Here is a 19,273-nt window from a genome sequence, read left to right on the forward strand (position 1 = left end):
ATTAAATATCAATTAATTACCTCATCTTTATCTTGTTCATTTTTTTTGATCCCTTAAAGCAAATGTTTTAAATGGTAATGAAATAAACTTAAGCTACAATTTAATAAACCTGCTGGAATAAACATAAAAAACTTGTTTTCTTATCTTTAATTCATTTTGAAAAGAAATAGTTATCTGTATTGCTAATAAAGCGCGGTACGCTCACGCCTTTTATTTAATAAAGGGTTAATTCCTTTTAAATAGGAAATCAAAAATCATGAATAAAACTTTCGCGACTGAAATATTTATCAATGGTGAGATCCATACTCTTGATAGAGAAAATCCTATCGCTCAAGCGATAGCAGTTTATCAAGGTAAATTTCTTTTTATTGGCTCAAATGATGAAGCGATGCAGTTTCAAAATGCAGAAACAAAAATCATTAATCTAAAAAAACACATTATTATTCCTGGGCTTAATGACTCACATCTTCACCTTATTCGTGGTGGATTAAATTATAACCTTGAATTACGGTGGGAAGGCGTACCTTCGCTTTCTATTGCCCTTGATATGTTAAAGGCACAAGCACAAGTGACACTGTCACCGAAATGGGTACGTGTTGTTGGTGGTTGGAGCGAATTTCAATTTGCAGAGCGTCGTATGCCAACGCTAGATGAAATAAATGCGGTTTCTCCTGATACGCCAGTTTTTGTATTACACCTCTATGACAGTGCATTGCTAAACAAAGCCGCTTTACGTGCGATTGGTTATACCAAAGAGACACCAAACCCACCGGGAGGCGAAATTCAGCGTGATGAACATGGCAACCCTACCGGATTGTTGATAGCAAAACCCAACGCTATGTTGCTCTATTCTGCATTAGCAAAAGGCCCTAAATTACCTCTTGAATATCAAGTGAATTCAACTCGTCAATTTATGAGAGAATTGAATCGTCTTGGTATCACTAGCGCTATTGATGCGGGTGGTGGTTTTCAAAATTATCCTGAAGATTATCAAGTCGTTGATGAGCTTGCCAAGAATAATCAATTAACTATTCGTATTGCTTATAATTTATTTACCCAAAGACCAAAACAAGAATTTGAAGATTTCCAACAATGGACATCAATGGTATCACCTGGTGATGGCAGTGATTTTTATCGCCATAACGGTGCTGGTGAAATGTTGGTTTTTTCTGCGGCTGATTTTGAGGATTTCTTACAGCCAAGACCTGATCTTCCTGAAAATATGGAAGCTGAATTAGAAAAAGTGATCCGTCATTTAGTCGAACATCGCTGGCCATTTCGTTTACATGCCACTTATAACGAATCTATTAGTCGTATGTTAGATGTCTTTGAAAAAGTAAATAAAGACATTCCTTTCGATGGATTACATTGGTTTTTCGATCATGCTGAAACCATCAGTGAGAAAAATATTGAACGCGTTAAAGCGCTTGGCGGTGGATTAGCAATTCAACATCGTATGGCATTCCAAGGCGAATATTTTGCACAACGTTATGGCACAAAAGCACTGAAACAAACACCGCCTATCGCCAAAATGCTAAATGCAGAAGTGCCTGTGGGATTAGGTACAGATGCAACCCGTGTAGCTAGTTACAATCCGTGGACAGCGCTTTATTGGTTAGTTTCGGGGCGTACTGTGGGTGGTCTGCAAATGTATGACGGCGATAATCGTTTAGACAGAGATACAGCGCTTATGTTATGGACGATGGGGAGTTCATGGTTCTCCAATGAACAAGGTAAAAAAGGTCAAATTAAAGCAGGTCAACTTGCCGATTTTATCGCCCTTTCTGCTGATTATTTTCGAGTGCCAGAAAACGAGATCAAAGCAATTGAATCACTTTTAACGGTAGTGGATGGAAAAATTGTGTATGCAAATGGTGATTTTTCATCATTAACACCGCCGTCTATTCCCGTATTACCAAATTGGTCGCCTGTGATCAAAGTGCCAGGTCATTATTCTTACTTACAACAAGAGACAAAAACAGCGGTATTAAATCAGTTACATCAATGCTGTGGTGCCTGCCATGTTCATGGGCATCAACATGATATCGCTCGCCAATCATCCATTCCTATTTCAGATGATAATGCATTTTGGGGTGCTTTAGGCTGTTCTTGTTTTGCATTCTAATTTTTATGATAACGATGGTCGGTAATTTATTTACTGGCCATTTCAAACAAAGAGAGATAAGACGATGGCAACGCAACGCGCCTCTGCATGGTCGCCCTTACGTAATCGTATTTTTTTCGTATTATGGATGGCAACGCTATTTTCTAATATTGGTACTTGGATGAATGATGTGGGTGCTGGTTGGTTGATGACAAACCTAAGCCCTGACCCCGTTATGATTGCCGCTATTCAAGCCATGACGACATTACCTGTTTTCTTATTAGCACTTCCAGCTGGAGCCATTGCTGATATTTTCGATAAACGAAAACTGCTTATTTTCGTCAATATCTTAATGCTCTGTGCTGCCACTTTATTGGCGGTTTTGGTTTATTTCAATGTTATCAGTATTGGCTGGTTATTATTAATTACTTTTGTTTTGGGTTCTGGTGCGGCGTTTTTAGGCCCTGCATGGCAAGCTATTGTGCCAAGTATTGTTGAGCCTCATGAATTAAAATCAGGTATTGCCTTAAACAGTATGGGAATTAATATCAGCCGTGCAATAGGCCCCGCACTTGCAGGTATTTTGATTTCTCAAGTCGGTCTTTATCTTCCATTTTTACTTAATGCCTTGAGCTTTATCGCCATTATCCTTGCTGTCTGGTGGTGGGAAGGTGAGAAAAAAGAAGAAGAGAAACTCCCTGCTGAATCTGTTGTGGCAGCAATGATCTCTGGTTTACGTTATGCGCGTTATAGCCCCGCGTTGATAAAAACGATTATAAGAGCAGCCAGCTTTTTTATTTTTGCAAGTGCCTATTGGGCAATGTTACCACTAGTGGCTCGTGTCTCATTACAAGGTGATGCGACATTATACGGTTTATTAACGACTAGCATTGGTATTGGTGCTGTCGTTGGCGCATTTAGCTTATCAACATTACGTGAAAAATTTAGCACCAGCACACTCATTGCTTTTGGCACCATAGGTACAGCTTTGGTGTTATTTATTTTTGCCAGTGCAACTTCAAAATATCTCGCTATTTTCGCCAGTATGCTTGCAGGATTTAGTTGGATAATCACCCTTTCCACATTAATGGTCTCTGCACAAACAGCATTACCTAATTGGGTTCGTGCGAGAGGTCTTGCACTCTATTTAACAGTGTTTTCAGGCTCTATGGCGTTAGGATCTCTTGTTTGGGGACAAATCGCTTCACATACTTCAGTGACGATCGCGTTGCTGTGTGCAATGGTTGGGATTATTTTAGTTTGGTTATGTGTTTTGCGTGTCAAATTAGAACACGACAACATCAACTTACAGCATTCAGAACACTTTATTCTTGATGATGGACTTATTGAGATCACAACAGATAAAAGCCCTGTGTTAATTACCGTCAATTATCAAATTGAAGCAATTCACCGTGAGCAATTTCTCAGTTTAATGAATCGACTAAAAACGGTTCGTTTAAGAGATGGTGGTTATTCATGGGGATTATTTGTTTCATCTGATGCGATTACGGAGAATAACGCTCAAACTTATATGGAAACTTTTATGGTGGCTTCTTGGGCTGAGCATCTTCGTCAACATGATCGCGCGACAATGGATGATAAACAGTTGCAACAACAATTAGATAAAATAATTAGCGCTAAAAAAGTGACACACTCTTTCTCTGCTTTTTCACCCAAAAAATAATTACATCAATCGCTCATACACCTTATTTATTTTTATTTCGGTCAATAAGGTGTATGGGCGGTTTTATGTGTTTTATCCTTTCATTGCCTCTCACTCTACTTTCTTGTACTCTGCACCGCTTCTTACCTTTGAAATAACTAAAACGTATTTGAGAAAATCATGACAGGACATATTTCTAAAGATCCGCTACATGGCATCACTCTTGAAATGCAAGTAAATGCACTAGTAGCAAAATATGGTTGGGCTAAATTAGGGCAACTCATCAAAATTAACTGCTTTAGAAGTGATCCTAGCGTGAAATCGAGTTTAAAATTTTTGCGCAGAACACCTTGGGCGCGAGCAGAAGTGGAAGCGCTATATCTTGATTCTCTTGAAGCAGATATTGATGATGTGATTGAAGTTATCGATCACCCAGACTGTGATCCGTGGGCGAATAGTAGGAAGAGATAGGCGTTTTTATTTCCCTTTTGCCATGATTATCTCACTCATCCCTAAACTCTTTCGGCGTCATACCAAATTCTTTTTTAAAGATAGAGTAAAAATATTGCAAGGATGGATAGCCACACATCACGGATATTTCTTGTATCGCAAGTGTTGTGGTGGCTAATAAATTTTGAGCCCGTTTGAGCTTTTCTTCATAAATAACCGTATGAATTGTCTTGCCGATCTCTTTTTTAAAGCGTTGTTCTAAATTAGAACGAGACATATTAACCGCATCTAAAACTTGCTCCGTTTTTATCCCCTTGCAAGCATTGTAATAAATATAATGCATAGCCTGTACAACGGTAGGATCGTTAAATGAATGGAAATCTGTTGAACGACGCTCAACAATTTTAACAGGGGGTACTAATATTCTTTGCTGTTTATCTGTTGAGTGCCCTTCTAATGTTTGATGTAAAAGCTTTGCTGCTAAATATCCCATTTGCCGTGAGCCTTGTACAACAGATGAAAGTGCAATGCGCGATAAATAACGAGTCATATCTTCGTCATCAATACCGATAATGCTTATTTCTTCAGGCACATTAATATTTAAATTATCGCAGACTTGCAGTAAATGACGCGCTCTTGCATCGGTGACTGCAATAATCCCTGTTTGTGGGGGTAATGTTTGTATCCAATCGGATAAACGGTTTTGCGCATGTTGCCAATTTTCTTGGGTAATATCCATGCCGTTATAAACAATGCCTGGATATTTTTCACTGGTAACTAATTGACGAAATGCATGCTCTCGTTCATTAGACCAATGAGGGTGATCTTTGGCTGGTAAACCATAAAAAGCAAAGTGTTTAAGCCCTTTTTGCTTTAAATGTAAAAAGGCTTGCTGGACTAATTCATAATTATCTGTGGCGATATAAGGTACAGATGGATAATTTTCTTCTTGATGATAAGAACCACCCACACCAATAACCGCTAATGGTAATTGGCTTAAATGTTTTGTAATAATGGGATCATCAAAATCAGCAATAATACCATCACAGACCCAACGGTTTATATTATCAAGCCGAGTACGAAAATCCTCTTCAATAAATACATCCCAATGACACTGTGATGCTTGAAGATATTCTCCAACACCCTCAACCACTTGTCGGTCATACACTTTATTAGCGTTGAATAACAGCACAATACGAAAGTATTTATCTTTTTTCATTTTACTCTACCTAATTACCCAGCCAGGCATTAAACCACAGCTTTAATTTTGCTAGAACTTGCTTTCATCGCTATGTGACTACTATCACACAAGCCAAATTTCGTAATAGCAAAGTAAAAAATAGGAATAACCAATGTTAATAACAACGAGTATTTTGTTTTTAAACCCGATTGCCGAGAAGATTTCTCATGTATCAGAATAACTTTAATAAATTAATTTCTAGGCAAAATACCTATAGTGCAAAATGGTGTAATAGTAACGCCAATGTTATCCCGTTATCTGTTGCAGATATGGATATTCCTGCGCCTGATTTTATTATTAATGAACTCACTCAATTTAATCTTAAAGGCATTTATGGCTATACCGACCTGAGCCATGATTGGAATAATGTTGCTGCCAATTGGTTTAAAACGCAATATCAGTGGGTTGTTGCCTCTGAGACGATTGTGTTTTGTCCTCGTATTATTCAAGCGGTTTCGCTTTATATTCAAAACTTTACGCAAATGGGCGATAAAGTCACGACGCTGTCACCAGCTTATCATCCTATTAGCAATGCCGTTTGTGTCAATCAACGTGAACTATTAGAAAGTCCGTTGATTTATCGTGACGGCTATTATGAAATTGATTTTGATGACTTGGAAAGTAAGTTTAAACAGTCTGTCTGCTTTATTTTGCTATCGCCACATAACCCAACAGGAACGGTATGGCAAAAAAGTGACTTATTAAAAATAGCGGAACTTGCGCAAAAATATCAGGTTTTTATTATTTCTGATGATGTGCATGCAGATTTTATTTTTGATGACGCAACTTATCACCCTATTTCATCAGTAAATACATATGTAGAACAACACTCCTTTATTTGCACTTCTCCCGCTAAAACATTCAATTTAGCTGGCCTTGAAGTTGCCAATATTGTTATTGCCAATCCTGAATATCGTGAAAAATTCAAGCAATGCTTAATTGCTGCGGGTATTCATAATCCTGGCTATTTTTCAGTACCCGCTTTTTTACAAGCCTATACCTTACAAGGCCAACAGTGGGTTGGTGAATTAAAAATGTACCTTGCTGATAACCGTCGTTGGGTAAAAGAACAATGTGAACGTTACTTTCCTAATTGGGTTATCACTCAAAGTCATGGCACCTACATGCTATGGATCAACTACCAAAAGATGCAGTTATCTGAAGAACAACTAAAACATTGGTTTGTTTCATTAGCTGAAGTGGAAATGAGTTGGGGGCGTGGTTTTGGTGCGGTTGGGGATGGTTTTTTCCGCATTAATATCGCGACACCTCGTTCAATATTAGAAACCGTTTTCACTCGGCTTATTCGTACCTTACCTCACGCCAGTTTGGAATAAATTACAATGAAAACGCAAACGATAAACAGCCCGAGAACACCTACATTACTCGAATCACTCTTTCCTATATTCACCATGGTGGTGCTATTAGGTGGAGGCTACGCTGCTTTTGATTTACCACCAGAGCCTTTAATGGTGCTATCTACAGTTGTAGCAGCGCTATTAGTAAAACGATTAGGATATCGCTATGACGAGATCTTAACGGCAATCTCACAAAAAATTGCTAAAACCATGCCCGCATTGTTAATTTTAATCAGCGTGGGCTTATTAATAGGCACATGGATGATTGGTGGCACCATTCCACTGATGATCTATTATGGCTTAAAAATGATCAGCCCAGAAATGCTGTACGTTACGGCATTATTGGTCACATCATTAGTATCAGTCTGTACGGGAACTTCATGGGGCTCTGCGGGAACCATCGGCGTTGCTTTTATGGGCGTAGCTGTAGGTATGGATGCTAACCTTGCCGCAACCGCAGGTGCGGTAGTTGCCGGCGCCTATTTTGGTGACAAACTTTCGCCATTATCAGGTGATACTAACCTTGCAGCTATGGCAGCTAGAATCGACCTTTATCAGCATATCTGGCACTTACTTTACACCACACTGCCTTCTCTGATTTTAACGGCGATTGTGATGACCGTTTATGGCATGAATGGCGATTTAGCTGGTCAAGGTGTGCCAGAAAAAGTGACATTAATTACAAATGGTCTTGAGAATGTTTATAACTTCAATCTAATCCTTCTCATTCCTGTCTTAGTGATTTTATATGGTTCAGTAACGAAAAAACCGACTATCCCTGTGATGTTAGCTTCTGCCGCTATTGCGATGTTTAACGCTTATCTTATTCAAGGTTTTGGCTTACATGACATCGTAAAAAGTGCCGTTGATGGCTTTAATGTCTCTATGATCCAAGGTAAAGAAGTCCCTGAATTATTAGGTAATTTATTAAATCGTGGTGGCATGAACTCAATGATGAGCACCTTGCTTATCTGTTTCTGCGCCCTCTCTTTTGCCGGTACTTTATCGTTAAGTGGCGCATTAGAAGTAATTGTCCATGCATTGTTAAAAATGGTTCACTCAACAGGTTCAATGATCTTAGCCACAATTGCTTGCGGGCTAACCATGATTGGCGTGACCTGTAATGGACAAATCTCAATCCTTATTCCTATCGAAATGTTACGCGGTGCCTATATCGAACGAGGATTACACCCTAAAAACCTCGCTCGTACTGTCGAAGACTCCGCCACTATCTTTGAACCTATTTTACCGTGGACAGCCGCAGGGGCTTATATGGCAGGTACGTTAGGTGTTGCAACCTTAAATTACTTACCTTGGGCCGTATTGTGCTGGAGTGGCATCTTCTTTGCCATGTTGTGGGGTTTCACGGGCTTTGGCATTGCCAAATTAACACCAGAAGAGCAGGAAGAAATGACTGCTGAGCTTGAATCACATTCAGAATTACAACTTGATACTAAATAAGGACGGTTCCATGTCTTACTTTGATAAAATTGAACAAATTCAATATGAAGGCACAACAAGCGATAACCCATTAGCGTTTCGTTACTATAATCCTGATGAGATTATTTTAGGTAAGCGAATGGAAGATCACCTAAGATTTGCGGCTTGTTATTGGCATAACTTCTGCTGGAATGGTTCTGATATGTTCGGTATCGGTACTTTTGATAGACCGTGGCAAACGCCGGGTGAAGCCTTAGAGCAAGCAAAACGCAAAGCCGATGTTGCCTTTGAGTTCTTTCATAAGCTCAATGTTCCTTTCTACTGTTTTCATGATGTCGATGTTATTTCTGAAGGTAATAACATCAATGAATATATCTCTAATATGGCGGCAATCACCGATGTATTAGCGAGAAAACAAGAAGAAACCAACGTTAAGTTATTATGGGGAACGGCAAACTGCTTCACTAATCCTCGTTATGGTGCAGGTGCGGCAACTAACCCAGATCCTGACGTTTTTGCATGGGCAGCGACACAAGTCTGTGAAGCGATGGAAGCGACAAAAACACTGGGTGGCGAAAACTATGTATTATGGGGCGGACGCGAAGGCTACGAAACGCTATTAAACACGGATTTACGCCAAGAAAGAGAGCAAATTGGCCGTTTTATGCAGATGGTTGTTGAACACAAACATAAAATTGGTTTCCAAGGCACATTATTGATTGAACCAAAACCACAAGAGCCGACAAAACATCAGTATGATTACGATACTGCGACTGTTTATGGTTTCTTAAAACAGTTTGGCCTTGAAAAAGAAGTCAAAGTAAACATTGAAGCAAACCACGCTACATTGGCGGGACATAGCTTCCACCATGAAATTGCCACTGCCATTGCGCTAGGAATTTTAGGCTCAGTCGATGCTAACCGTGGCGATCCACAATTAGGTTGGGATACAGACCAATTCCCAAATAGTGTAGAAGAAAATGCACTCGTGATGTATGAAATTCTTAAATCAGGTGGCTTTACAACGGGTGGTTTAAACTTTGATGCTAAAGTTCGTCGTCAAAGTAATGATAAATATGACCTTTTCTATGGGCATATTTCAGGAATGGACACGATGGCAATGGCGTTACGCATTGCGGCAAGAATGATCCAAGATGGTGGACTTGATAAATTCACTGCACAGCGCTATTCAGGTTGGAGTGCGGAGTTTGGTCAAAATATCTTACAAGGTAAATTAAGCCTTGAAGATGTGGCAAAATATGCACAAAGCAATACCCTAGCGCCACAGTTGCAAAGTGGACGCCAAGAAATGCTCGAAAGCTTAGTGAATCGCTATATTTTTGGTTAATAGCATCAATGTAATAACACAGCGGGTTTTCCGCTGTGTTTATTAATTAGATACAGGTCATGAGGTAACTTCATGTATTTAGGGCTAGATTTAGGCACATCAAGCGTTAAAGCGATCATAATGAATGAACAAGGTGACGTTGTCACTAGCTATTCAGTTCCTTTAGCAATTTCACGCCCTCACCCTCAATGGTCAGAACAAGATCCACTACAATGGTGGCAAGCGACAGAAGAAGCTATCCTTCAGCTTGGATGTCATTTTCCAATGGATCAAATTGAGGCGATTGGATTAAGCGGACAGATGCATGGCGCCGTTTTGCTTGATGATCAGCAAGCGGTTTTACGTCCTGCAATATTATGGAACGATGGACGCAGTTTTAAACAGTGCCAAATGCTTGAGGCGCAATATCCTCAGTTTAAAAAAATCACGGGTAACTTAGTTATGCCCGGCTTTACTGCGCCAAAACTACAATGGGTTGCTGCACATGAGCCTGAAATCTTTCAACGCATTGCACATGTTTTATTACCTAAAGATTTTTTACGTTGGAAGATGAGCGGTAATTTCGCCAGTGATATGTCAGATTCAGCTGGTACGCTTTGGTTAGATATGCAAAAGCGAGATTGGAGTGATGAGCTTTTAAAGGCAACAGGATTAACGCGTCGTCAAATGCCCACGTTGTTTGAAGGTAATCAAATAACGGGCTATCTATTGGCTGATATCGCTAAAAAATGGCAGATGAAACAAGTACCTATTATTGCTGGTGGCGGCGATAATGCAGCAGGTGCAATTGGCGTGGGTGTTTATCAACCAGGTCAGGCAATGCTTTCTTTAGGTACGTCGGGTGTTTATTTTGTGGTGAGTGAACAGTTTCTCCAAAATAGTGATAATGCCGTACACAGTTTTTGTCATGCATTACCTAATACTTGGCATTTAATGTCGGTGATGCTGAGTGCTGCATCATGTCTTGATTGGGTGTGTCAACTAACAGGTATTGAGAGTGTGAATGCGATGTTTGAAGAAGTTGAACACGCTACTTTTGCTGATAGCCCTCTACTTTTTTTACCTTATCTTTCAGGTGAACGGACACCTTATAACAACCCTAATGCGAAAGGTATCTTTTGGGGATTAACCCATGAGCATCAACGAGCTGATTTATGCCAAGCGGTTCTAGAAGGAGTGAGTTTTGCGTTACGGCAAGGTATTGAAGTTGCTGAAAATGCAGGTCAATCAGCTGATAATATTACATTAATTGGTGGTGGAGCCAGAAGTGAATATTGGCGACAACTGCTTGCTGATATTACAGGAAAAACACTTGATTATCGCCAAGGCGGTGATGTTGGCCCGGCTCTTGGTGCAGCAAGATTGGCTCAATTTGCGGTAAATCCCACACATTCATCACAAGTTATTCTTTCTCAACCTAAGCTTAAAAAACGTCATACACCAAATTTAGAAAAACATAAAATATACGATAAAAAATATCATGCATTTAAAAAGTTATATTCATTAATAGAGACGATGGAAATATAACAATATTGCGTCAATATCAGGGTAAAAAATAGCGCTAACCTTTTAAAGGTTGGCGTTATTTTTTGTGCTCTACTGTATTTAAGGTAACTTCTTGCTAGTAATCGAACTTACTAGCAAGGCAAAAAATTAACGATATCCCCGACTGTGGTTTTTGGCTGACCAACTGTAGGTTTCATCACTCGGGGCTAGTTTTTGTTTTTTCTTGAGGGCTTGTGCTTTTTTGGTGGCTTTTTCAACTTCGAGGGAGATTTCGGTAATAATGGAGTCTTTGACTTTGTTCATTTCAGCATTCGTTAATTCACGCCCTAATTTCTTTCTCTCTTGACCTATTCGGGTTCTTACTCGCATTTGTTGGGCATCTGTCATTTCTTGGAGTGTCAGTTTCTTCATTCTATTACCCTACTTATGTTGAGTGAGGAGTCTTTAATATAGCATTATCCCGTTATTGCATCATCACTATATTCTTAAATTTAGATCGCTATTTTATTGAAGATCCATTACGCCTTAAAAAAGCGCGTAATGGATGAAGTTTAATAACTAACTTAAATAATTAAATTAATTTCAAAAAGGTCACTTTGAATTCATCAATATCTTGTTGTGTTGTTGCCCAAGAAGTACAAAGACGTAAACAACTCAAATTAGGGTCTTCAAGTAAAACACGATGAAAAACAAACTGCTGTGTTAATTTTTCTGCAATCGTGTTTGGTAAAATAACAAAAATTTGGTTAGATTCTGGTGGCGCTAAAAATTCAAAACCTTGTGCAGTAAAGAACTCAGTTAATTGTGATGCCATTTCATTAAGGTGTTTACCTAATTTGAAATAGAGATCATCTTTAAATAAAGCTTCAAATTGTGCGCCTAATAACCAACCTTTCGCTTGTAATCCACCCTTTTGTTTTAAGCTAAAACGAAAATCAGATTTTAGTGCTGGGTGACAAATCACTAGCGTTTCAGCTGACATTGCACCAATTTTAGTGCCGCCAATATAAAAAGCATCGGTTAAGCTAGCGATATCTTCGATAGTCAGATCGCTTTGTGCAGACATTAATCCTGCTGCCAAACGAGCACCATCAAGATATAACCATAAGTTATGCTCGTTACAGAAATCACGCAGTGCTTGCAACTCCGCTTTGCGATAAACCGTACCAATTTCGGTGGCATTCGTAATATAAACAAGCTTAGGTTGAACCCAGTGTTCATCGTTATGTTCAGCGAGAATAGGTTTTAACAATGCGGGCGTTAATTTACCATCTGCTGAAAAAGTGGTGATAACTTTGTGCCCCGTTGCTTCAATAGCACCTGTTTCATGTGTAGCGATATGCCCAGTACTAACAGAAATAACAGCTTGGTGTGGACGTAAAAAATGAGAGATAGCGGTTAAATTAGTAATGGTGCCACCATTAAAAAAGTGAATATCTGCACCAGATTGTTGAATACGCTGTTTTATTGATTGAGCAGCTTGATGACAAAGCTTATCCATACCATATCCATCATAGCGTTGCCCTATTGTATCAGTGATTGCTTTCATGACCGCAGGATGTGCAATTTCATTATAATCATTTTGGAAGCGGTACATGTGTTCTCCTATCGAATGTTGTGTTTTTATCGTGTTTTATAAAGAAAAACGCCTTACATCTAATCAATACAAAGATTGAATGTAAAGCGCTTTAATATATTGAAAAAGTCAGTTATTTAAAACCGATTATTTGATATTAATTATTTAAAGCAAACCTCGCCCCAACGTGCTAATCCTGCGGTGACAGAGCCAAAATCATTACCTTTAACAATAGGAACATTGGGTAACTGTTGTTCTATTGCTTGGCATAAAATAGGCGAACGAGCCGAACCTCCAGTCATAAAGATAGCGTCCGGTTTTATTCCCCCTTGTTTTACCGCATCATTAACCAATTCAATCATTTTGCTTTTTGGTGATTCAATAGATTCAACCATTTGATCACGTTCAATCGTTAATTCTAAGGTTTCACTTAATAACGCGATATTGGCAATATATTCAGGAGAATCTGATAAGGCAATTTTGGCTTCTTCAGCACGTCGAACAATGCTGTAACCCAAGGTTTCATTATAGACTTCAATAAGGCGTGTTATTTTTTCAGGCTCTTTTGCGTCCCGTCTTAACTGATTTAATACAGCAAGGTTTTGACGAGAATAAAAATCTTTTTGAGCTTCTACATTATTAATCGCAATAGGATCCCAGAACTGTTTCAGAGGTAATTTAATACCTGAAGACGTTAACCCTGTCATACCAAATAATGGCATAAGCTGTTTAAAAGCAAGGTAAATATCAAGATCATTACCACCAACACGTTGTCCACTATGCGCAAGTAATGTGTTTGAACGGTCGGTTTTACCTTGATAACTTGGCCCCATTTGAATTAATGAGCAGTCAGTTGTACCACCACCAATATCAACGACTAATACAGTTTGGTCTTTAGTTAACGTCGACTCATATTCAAGTCCGGCAGCAACAGGTTCAAATTCAAACATAATATTCTTAAAGCCAGCTCTTTTAGCGGCACGGATAAGAATGCTTTCAGCTTGCCTATTTGAAGCATCGCCACCTAACCCATTAAAGTTAATAGGTTTGCCAATAACGGTATCTGTGATCGCTTCTTGTGTGCTTTTTTCTGCTTGGTGCTTAATATTTGCCATCATGGCGCAAACTAAATCTTCAAAGAAGCTAATTTGTATCTCATGTAGGCCTGAAGCACCTAAAAAGGATTTAGGTGATTTAACGTAATAGACATCACGAGGATCACGTAGGTATAAACTTAATGCAGATTGTCCGAAAAGAATATCTTCAGGAACTAATTCAATATCTTCTTCTCGATTAAACGCGATCGATTTTCTCAGTAATTGTTCGCCAACTTCACTGGACGGTTTAATATTTAAATGGCGAAATAAGTGCTCAGAAACGGATTCACGGGTTGGCGCACAAAGGGTTGATGGAATATACACATCATTACCTTCTAAAGGCAAAAGAGTGGGTTTTCCCTCTTTCATCATTGCAACAGAACAATTCGATGTTCCGTAGTCAAAGCCAATAAACATTTAGCCTCCCCAATAGACTTCATTAAAAAAAGACTGAGCACTCTACATCAAGCTTTTTGTAATTACCATCAGATTATGTGGCTTGAAAGAGAGAAAATAAGTGAAATTATTCAGCATATTAGAGGCTTAGATAATAGAGTTGCTATTTAGATCGGATATAAAGTAATTTTTATCACAACTCATCGTTATTGTTAAATTGGGTTTTAATCCACCTAAATAACAGTCAACCGAGTCGGTAAATAAATGAAATAAACACCCTACCGCAATGGCTTTTAATTTCCATGAGGGTAAAAACCATATGCCTAAGTAAATTAAAGCTGCCCAACTGGTATGTAATGGGTGAAAACCCACGCTACAACGGTTGGGATCAAAAATAGGTGTTGCTAACAAATGGTCAATATCAATAGCCATTGTTCCTATCATAAGAAGTGAGGCTATCTTCCAATTCTTACGCCAGAAAAGATAGCCTAATAAAATAGGGGCTAAAAAGTGCAAGCTGTAATGTAAAAGCGTTCTAAAAATCTCAAATATCACATAAACCTCGTAACAGTATCCATCACATGCTCTTAAGAGTATAGTAGTCAATCTTTCAGCCAGACTAGATATAACAATTTTTATTATGGAATCAGCGTTTTCTGCTCAAAATATTCGACATATTCTTGCTAATAACACACCTATTATTGATGTGCGTGCGCCTATTGAATTTAATCAAGGCTCGATCCCTAATGCTATCAATTTGCCTTTAATGAATGATGAAGAACGTGCTGCTGTGGGGACTTGTTATAAACAGCAAGGTTCACAAAAAGCGGTTGATTTAGGGCATCAATTGGTGAGTGGTGAAATTCGTAACAACCGTATTGCAGCTTGGCGTGAAGCTTGTGAGCAATTTCCCAATGGTTATATTTGCTGTGCTCGAGGAGGAATGCGTTCTCATATAGTTCAGCAATGGCTTAAAGAAATAGGTATAGATTATCCATTAATAGAAGGTGGATATAAGGCGTTAAGACAGACTGTTATTGAAATGACCAATGAATTGGTTCAACGGCCTATTATCTTAATTGGTGGATGTACCGGTAATGGAAAAACGACTTTAGTGCGTTCATTACCTGAGGGTATTGACCTTGAAGGTATTGCACACCATCGAGGTTCATCTTTTGGCCGCACTGTAGAAGAACAATTTCCTCAAGCCACATTTGAAAACCATCTTGGTGTTGAAATGTTGCAGAAAGCACCGAAATATACACGATGGGTACTAGAGGATGAAGGTCGTGCTATTGGCGCCAATGGATTACCTGAATGTTTACGAGCAAAAATGGTTGAGGCTTCAATAGTTGTTGTTGATGATCCCTTTGAACGACGCATAGAACGTTTGAAAGCAGAATATTTTGATCGTATGACACACGATTTTTTAGATGTTTATGGCGAAAATGAAGGCTGGCAAGCTTATAGTGATTATTTACATCATGGGCTATTTGCAATACGTCGTCGATTAGGCTCTCAAAGAGCCTCTGAATTAACTCAATTACTTGATAAAGCATTAGAAACACAAAAAATGAGTGGTAATACAGAAGCGCATTTTTCTTGGTTAACCCCTTTACTTAAAGAGTATTACGATCCTATGTATCGTTATCAATTAAGTAAAAAGGAAGATAAAATTATTTACCAAGGAAGTTATGAAGAAGTCATGCAGTGGTTTAAAAATTAGTAGATAGCTAAGATTTCTTGTATTAAATGCGTATACCAAAGAAAAGCCCCGTAAATTTATGTTACGGGGCTTTTTTTAGCAATAACCAGCGGTATTACCTATTTCTTAGTACAATATAACCTTATTCCTAAGATAATCATTAAACCAAAGAAAAAAGGAACGGCCAAAGAAAGCTCAAGAAAAATAAACCGATTAATGTTAATTCCCTGCCCCTTATTTGAGAGTTGTAAAACTAAAGGCAAAGTACATAATCCAGATAGAAAGCCAATTCCAATTAAGCGATATAACTTAGTGCGGTTTTCTTTTTGTGTTGGGTAGTCTTGTTTGTGCTGATATTGAATGTATTTCCAACATAAATAAAGAAGCCCTAATAAAGAGCCTAAATGTTGTAATAATTTATAAATAGCAATCTCTTGGCTATCTGTCATTCCTTGTAATAATTGTGCTTGTAGTACAGAAAAAAGCCTGACAGCGGTTCCTGTTTCGTGGGTAAAAGAATCCCACACAATATGTGTTACCGCGCCAATATACAGGGATAAAACAAATAGACTTAATGCCCGAATATTAGGTTTTATCGGCTCATATAAAGGAACTGGTGATACGCACTTTAATGGAGCTCGCAGTAAATAATTTAGAGTAAAGACCAGTAAACAAAAAGGAAATGCAGTATAAAACCAGCCTAATAAATCATGTGCCGTTGTGGCTGATTGATATAAACCAAAAGAATAAAGTAAATCGGGTGAGGTGCTTCCTACAACGAGTGCGGGTAAATTGAGATATTTACCTATTCGGGACTGTTTTAAAGGGAAAACAATAGCAGGATGTGAAAAAGTCCACGGCATAGGTGTATCTCTATAAAATGGAAAAATAGTGTCGAAATTTAGTGCGAGTATATCAGCAGATTAGCTAAACTTTATCTGATATCACAACGATTATTAAGATTAAAGTAATTCATGGTGGTTAATACAAAAACGCCACTAATGGTGAGAGCATTAATGCTGTAATGATCCTAAACTTTGATAATAAGATAAATATATTATTTCCAAAATGGAAATTAGAGATTGCTTTTTTGTCATTAGGTTTCAGTTTCTTTGACGACTAGAATGCCTCTTCATCAGAATAATTGAGGTGGCAGGATGACAAAATATATCCTTTTTAGCTTTTGTTTAGTGCTGATTTACCCTCTTGGTGTGGATTTACATTTAACAGGTTTAACGGCAATAGCGAATGATTTAGACGCATCAGAAGCGACATTACATCAAGCTTTTTCAATTTATTTAATGGGTATGGTTTCATCCATGTTAGTTGCAGGATGGTGTAGTGATAATTTAGGGCGTAAGCCCATTGTATTGCTTGGAACAGTTATTTTCTTATTGGCATCATTTAATGCGGGAATTTCTGTAACGGAAAATAATTTTTTGATTGCACGTTTTTTCCAAGGTATTGGGGCTGGGTTTTGTTACGTTGTTACTTTTGCGATATTACGAGATACATTAGCTGAAAAACAACGCGCTAAAGTCCTTTCTATGATAAATGGTATTACTTGTATTATTCCAGTATTAGCCCCTGTTTTAGGTTTTCTGATCTTATTAAAATTTAAATGGCCAGTGATGTTTTATGCTATGGCAATCTATGCGCTATTAATCTTTATTTATTGTTTCTTTGGAATAAAAGAAACTAAACCAAAACAGTGGGCTAAAAATAAAAATAACACAATCACTGGTGAGTCTTTCTTAAATAGTTTCTTTTTAAGTCGTTTGCTTATTTCGTGCTTGGGAATGAGCGTGATCCTGACTTATGTTAATATCTCTCCAATCGTGATTATGCAACAAATGCATTACACCACTGGGCAGTATTCAACAGCAATTACATTGCTTTCAATGGTCAGTATGGCAACGTCGTTTATGATGCCTAAAATTTTAACAAAACTTCGTTATGAAACCATTTTATATACTGGCTTATCGAGCTTTTTAGGTGCAGTTATTTTTCTTTTTATTGGAAAAAACAGTGATCCTCGTTGGTTCTTTACTTCATTTTCATTATGTGGTGCGGGGTTTGCGTTGTTATTTGGTATTATAATGAGCCAAGCGCTCTCTCCATTTAGTCAGCGTGCAGGGCTTGCCAGTTCGATTTTAGGGATTTCGCAATTGAGTTTTGCATCTCTCTATATCTGGACTATGGGATGGTTGGGAATATCTGCAATTAATATGCTGATGGTTATATTGTCTGCTAGTTGCCTTATTGGTTTTACCTTTTTGCATCTCTTTCGTTCTTCTGGACAACAACAAAAGGTGAATTGTGATGCATAAGCCATTACATCGAATAGATTTGAATTTATTAGTTATTTTTCAAATTCTTTTACAAGAGCGCAGTGTTACATTAACTGCAAAATGGTTGTCTATTTCGCCTTCAGCAGTAAGTAAAACATTGGCTAAATTACGGATTTGGTTTGATGATCCCCTTTTCGTTCGTAGCCCTCAAGGATTAATTCCAACACCTTTGACATTAAGTATTGAAGAGTCTCTTTCTGATTTTATTAATATTGGTAACCATATCGCGAGCAAGCAAAATAGCGAAACGCCTAAAGGTGTTCATTTCAGTTTAATATTAGAATCTCCTTTACATCAGGTACTACTTAATCAATTTCCTTTGGAAATATTGAATTATTATCCTCAATCAATGGTGCAAATACGAAATTGGGAATATAACTCGCTATCAAGCATTATTGATGGTGATGCTGATATTGCTTTTTTAGGTCGTGAATATTATTCAGGCTCTAAAGAGGCGTTACATTTATTACCTGAAGTCATCGATTGTGAAGAGCTTTTTCGTGATACACCATTGGTTTATGTTCGAAAAGATCATCCTTTATTAAATGAACCCTGGAATTTAGAGACATTTTTGCACTATTCTCACATTTCAACAGAATATGATAAACGTGCTCATTGGGCACTAGATGATATATTGGCAGAGCATGGGCGTTTACGTAATATAGCGATAACTTACACGTCATTTGAGCAAACTTTATTTACGATTTCTCAACCTAATCATGAACTCATTACTTGTTTGCCTGGATATTGTGTCCATTATATCTCACGAGTTTTACCTAATTTAGTAACATTGCCTATCCCTCTACCACATAGTGTTTCTGAACAACTTGATATTTCATTTATTTTACTATGGCATAAACGCCATGCGTATAATTCTAAAGTGCTGTGGTTAAGAGAAACTATCAAAAATAGTGTTAATCAGTTTATGCAGAAAAATACTCATTAAAAGTTTTACTGCTATTTAAAATAGAAAAAGGTGCAAATGCACCCTCTTCTATTTCTTCTATTTCTTCTATTTCTTCTATTTTACTTTTTAAAT

The 19,273-nt window shown here is 38.0% G+C and carries 16 protein-coding genes; 10 read left to right on the top strand and 6 right to left on the bottom strand.

All coding sequences use genetic code 11. The features are described from left to right. The first annotated feature begins 256 nt into the window (after nucleotides 1-256). From ACWPWK_RS00475 to ACWPWK_RS00485, 3 genes are all read left to right on the top strand, one after another. A complete protein-coding gene (locus ACWPWK_RS00475; protein ID WP_109374021.1) occupies nucleotides 257-2,125 on the top strand; it encodes an amidohydrolase in 1,869 nt (622 codons plus the stop codon). A gap of 64 nt (nucleotides 2,126-2,189) precedes the next feature. Continuing rightward, nucleotides 2,190-3,788 (top strand): MFS transporter, encoded by a 1,599-nt coding sequence (locus ACWPWK_RS00480; RefSeq protein ID WP_109374022.1) that lies wholly within the window; start codon nucleotides 2,190-2,192, stop codon nucleotides 3,786-3,788. A gap of 159 nt (nucleotides 3,789-3,947) precedes the next feature. Next, nucleotides 3,948-4,238 (top strand): VF530 family protein, encoded by a 291-nt coding sequence (locus ACWPWK_RS00485; RefSeq protein WP_040133173.1) that lies wholly within the window; start codon nucleotides 3,948-3,950, stop codon nucleotides 4,236-4,238. Nucleotides 4,239-4,269: 31 nt separating this feature from the next. On the opposite strand, the gene ACWPWK_RS00490 is transcribed toward ACWPWK_RS00485, so the two are convergent. Next, nucleotides 4,270-5,436: a XylR family transcriptional regulator gene (locus ACWPWK_RS00490; RefSeq protein WP_040133172.1), complete on the bottom strand. Its 1,167-nt coding sequence runs from the start codon at nucleotides 5,434-5,436 to the stop codon at nucleotides 4,270-4,272. A 188-nt stretch (nucleotides 5,437-5,624) separates the two neighbouring features. Here ACWPWK_RS00490 and ACWPWK_RS00495 point away from each other — a divergent pair, with 188 nt between their 5' ends. The 4 genes from ACWPWK_RS00495 (at nucleotide 5,625) to xylB (ending at nucleotide 11,130) form a co-directional block, all read left to right on the top strand. Continuing rightward, nucleotides 5,625-6,794 (top strand): MalY/PatB family protein, encoded by a 1,170-nt coding sequence (locus ACWPWK_RS00495; RefSeq protein WP_109374023.1) that lies wholly within the window; start codon nucleotides 5,625-5,627, stop codon nucleotides 6,792-6,794. A 6-nt stretch (nucleotides 6,795-6,800) separates the two neighbouring features. Further along, the gene (gene nhaC / locus ACWPWK_RS00500; RefSeq protein ID WP_109374024.1) at nucleotides 6,801-8,276 is read left to right on the top strand and encodes a Na+/H+ antiporter NhaC; all 1,476 of its coding nucleotides are present in this window, start codon (nucleotides 6,801-6,803) and stop codon (nucleotides 8,274-8,276) included. Between the two features lie 10 nt (nucleotides 8,277-8,286). Further along, a complete protein-coding gene (gene xylA / locus ACWPWK_RS00505; RefSeq protein WP_109374025.1) occupies nucleotides 8,287-9,603 on the top strand; it encodes a xylose isomerase in 1,317 nt (438 codons plus the stop codon). Between the two features lie 72 nt (nucleotides 9,604-9,675). Then, entirely contained in the window at nucleotides 9,676-11,130 is a 1,455-nt protein-coding gene (gene xylB / locus ACWPWK_RS00510) for a xylulokinase (RefSeq protein ID WP_109374026.1), read from the top strand. A gap of 126 nt (nucleotides 11,131-11,256) precedes the next feature. Here the strand turns inward: xylB and ACWPWK_RS00515 are convergent, their stop codons facing one another. The 4 genes from ACWPWK_RS00515 to ACWPWK_RS00530 form a co-directional block, all read right to left on the bottom strand. Then, on the bottom strand, nucleotides 11,257-11,520 hold the full coding sequence (locus ACWPWK_RS00515) for a DUF3811 domain-containing protein (protein ID WP_040133167.1): 264 nt from the start codon (nucleotides 11,518-11,520) through the stop codon (nucleotides 11,257-11,259). A 160-nt stretch (nucleotides 11,521-11,680) separates the two neighbouring features. Continuing rightward, complete coding sequence (locus tag ACWPWK_RS00520) at nucleotides 11,681-12,706, bottom strand: threonine aldolase family protein (RefSeq protein WP_109374027.1); 1,026 nt, start codon at nucleotides 12,704-12,706, stop codon at nucleotides 11,681-11,683. A gap of 140 nt (nucleotides 12,707-12,846) precedes the next feature. Continuing rightward, nucleotides 12,847-14,199, bottom strand: a complete 1,353-nt coding sequence (gene yegD / locus ACWPWK_RS00525; protein ID WP_109374028.1) for a molecular chaperone — start codon at nucleotides 14,197-14,199, stop codon at nucleotides 12,847-12,849. A gap of 126 nt (nucleotides 14,200-14,325) precedes the next feature. Then, nucleotides 14,326-14,733: a DUF6122 family protein gene (locus tag ACWPWK_RS00530; protein WP_109374029.1), complete on the bottom strand. Its 408-nt coding sequence runs from the start codon at nucleotides 14,731-14,733 to the stop codon at nucleotides 14,326-14,328. Nucleotides 14,734-14,818: 85 nt separating this feature from the next. Between ACWPWK_RS00530 and mnmH the strand changes: the two genes are divergently transcribed. Beyond that, complete coding sequence (gene mnmH, locus ACWPWK_RS00535) at nucleotides 14,819-15,904, top strand: tRNA 2-selenouridine(34) synthase MnmH (protein WP_109374030.1); 1,086 nt, start codon at nucleotides 14,819-14,821, stop codon at nucleotides 15,902-15,904. Nucleotides 15,905-16,002: 98 nt separating this feature from the next. Here the strand turns inward: mnmH and ACWPWK_RS00540 are convergent, their stop codons facing one another. After that, nucleotides 16,003-16,746, bottom strand: a complete 744-nt coding sequence (locus ACWPWK_RS00540; RefSeq protein WP_109374031.1) for a DUF4184 family protein — start codon at nucleotides 16,744-16,746, stop codon at nucleotides 16,003-16,005. 294 nt (nucleotides 16,747-17,040) lie between these two features. Between ACWPWK_RS00540 and ACWPWK_RS00545 the strand changes: the two genes are divergently transcribed. After that, nucleotides 17,041-18,213 carry an MFS transporter gene (locus ACWPWK_RS00545; RefSeq protein ID WP_109374032.1) on the top strand — a complete coding sequence of 391 codons (1,173 nt, stop codon included), beginning with the start codon at nucleotides 17,041-17,043 and terminating at the stop codon, nucleotides 18,211-18,213. Next, nucleotides 18,206-19,180, top strand: a complete 975-nt coding sequence (yidZ, locus tag ACWPWK_RS00550; RefSeq protein ID WP_167392499.1) for an HTH-type transcriptional regulator YidZ — start codon at nucleotides 18,206-18,208, stop codon at nucleotides 19,178-19,180. Before ACWPWK_RS00545 ends, yidZ begins: the two co-directional genes overlap by 8 nt. Nucleotides 19,181-19,273 lie beyond the last annotated feature (93 nt).

It is taken from the genome of Proteus sp. Marseille-Q3619, from assembly GCF_965283115.1.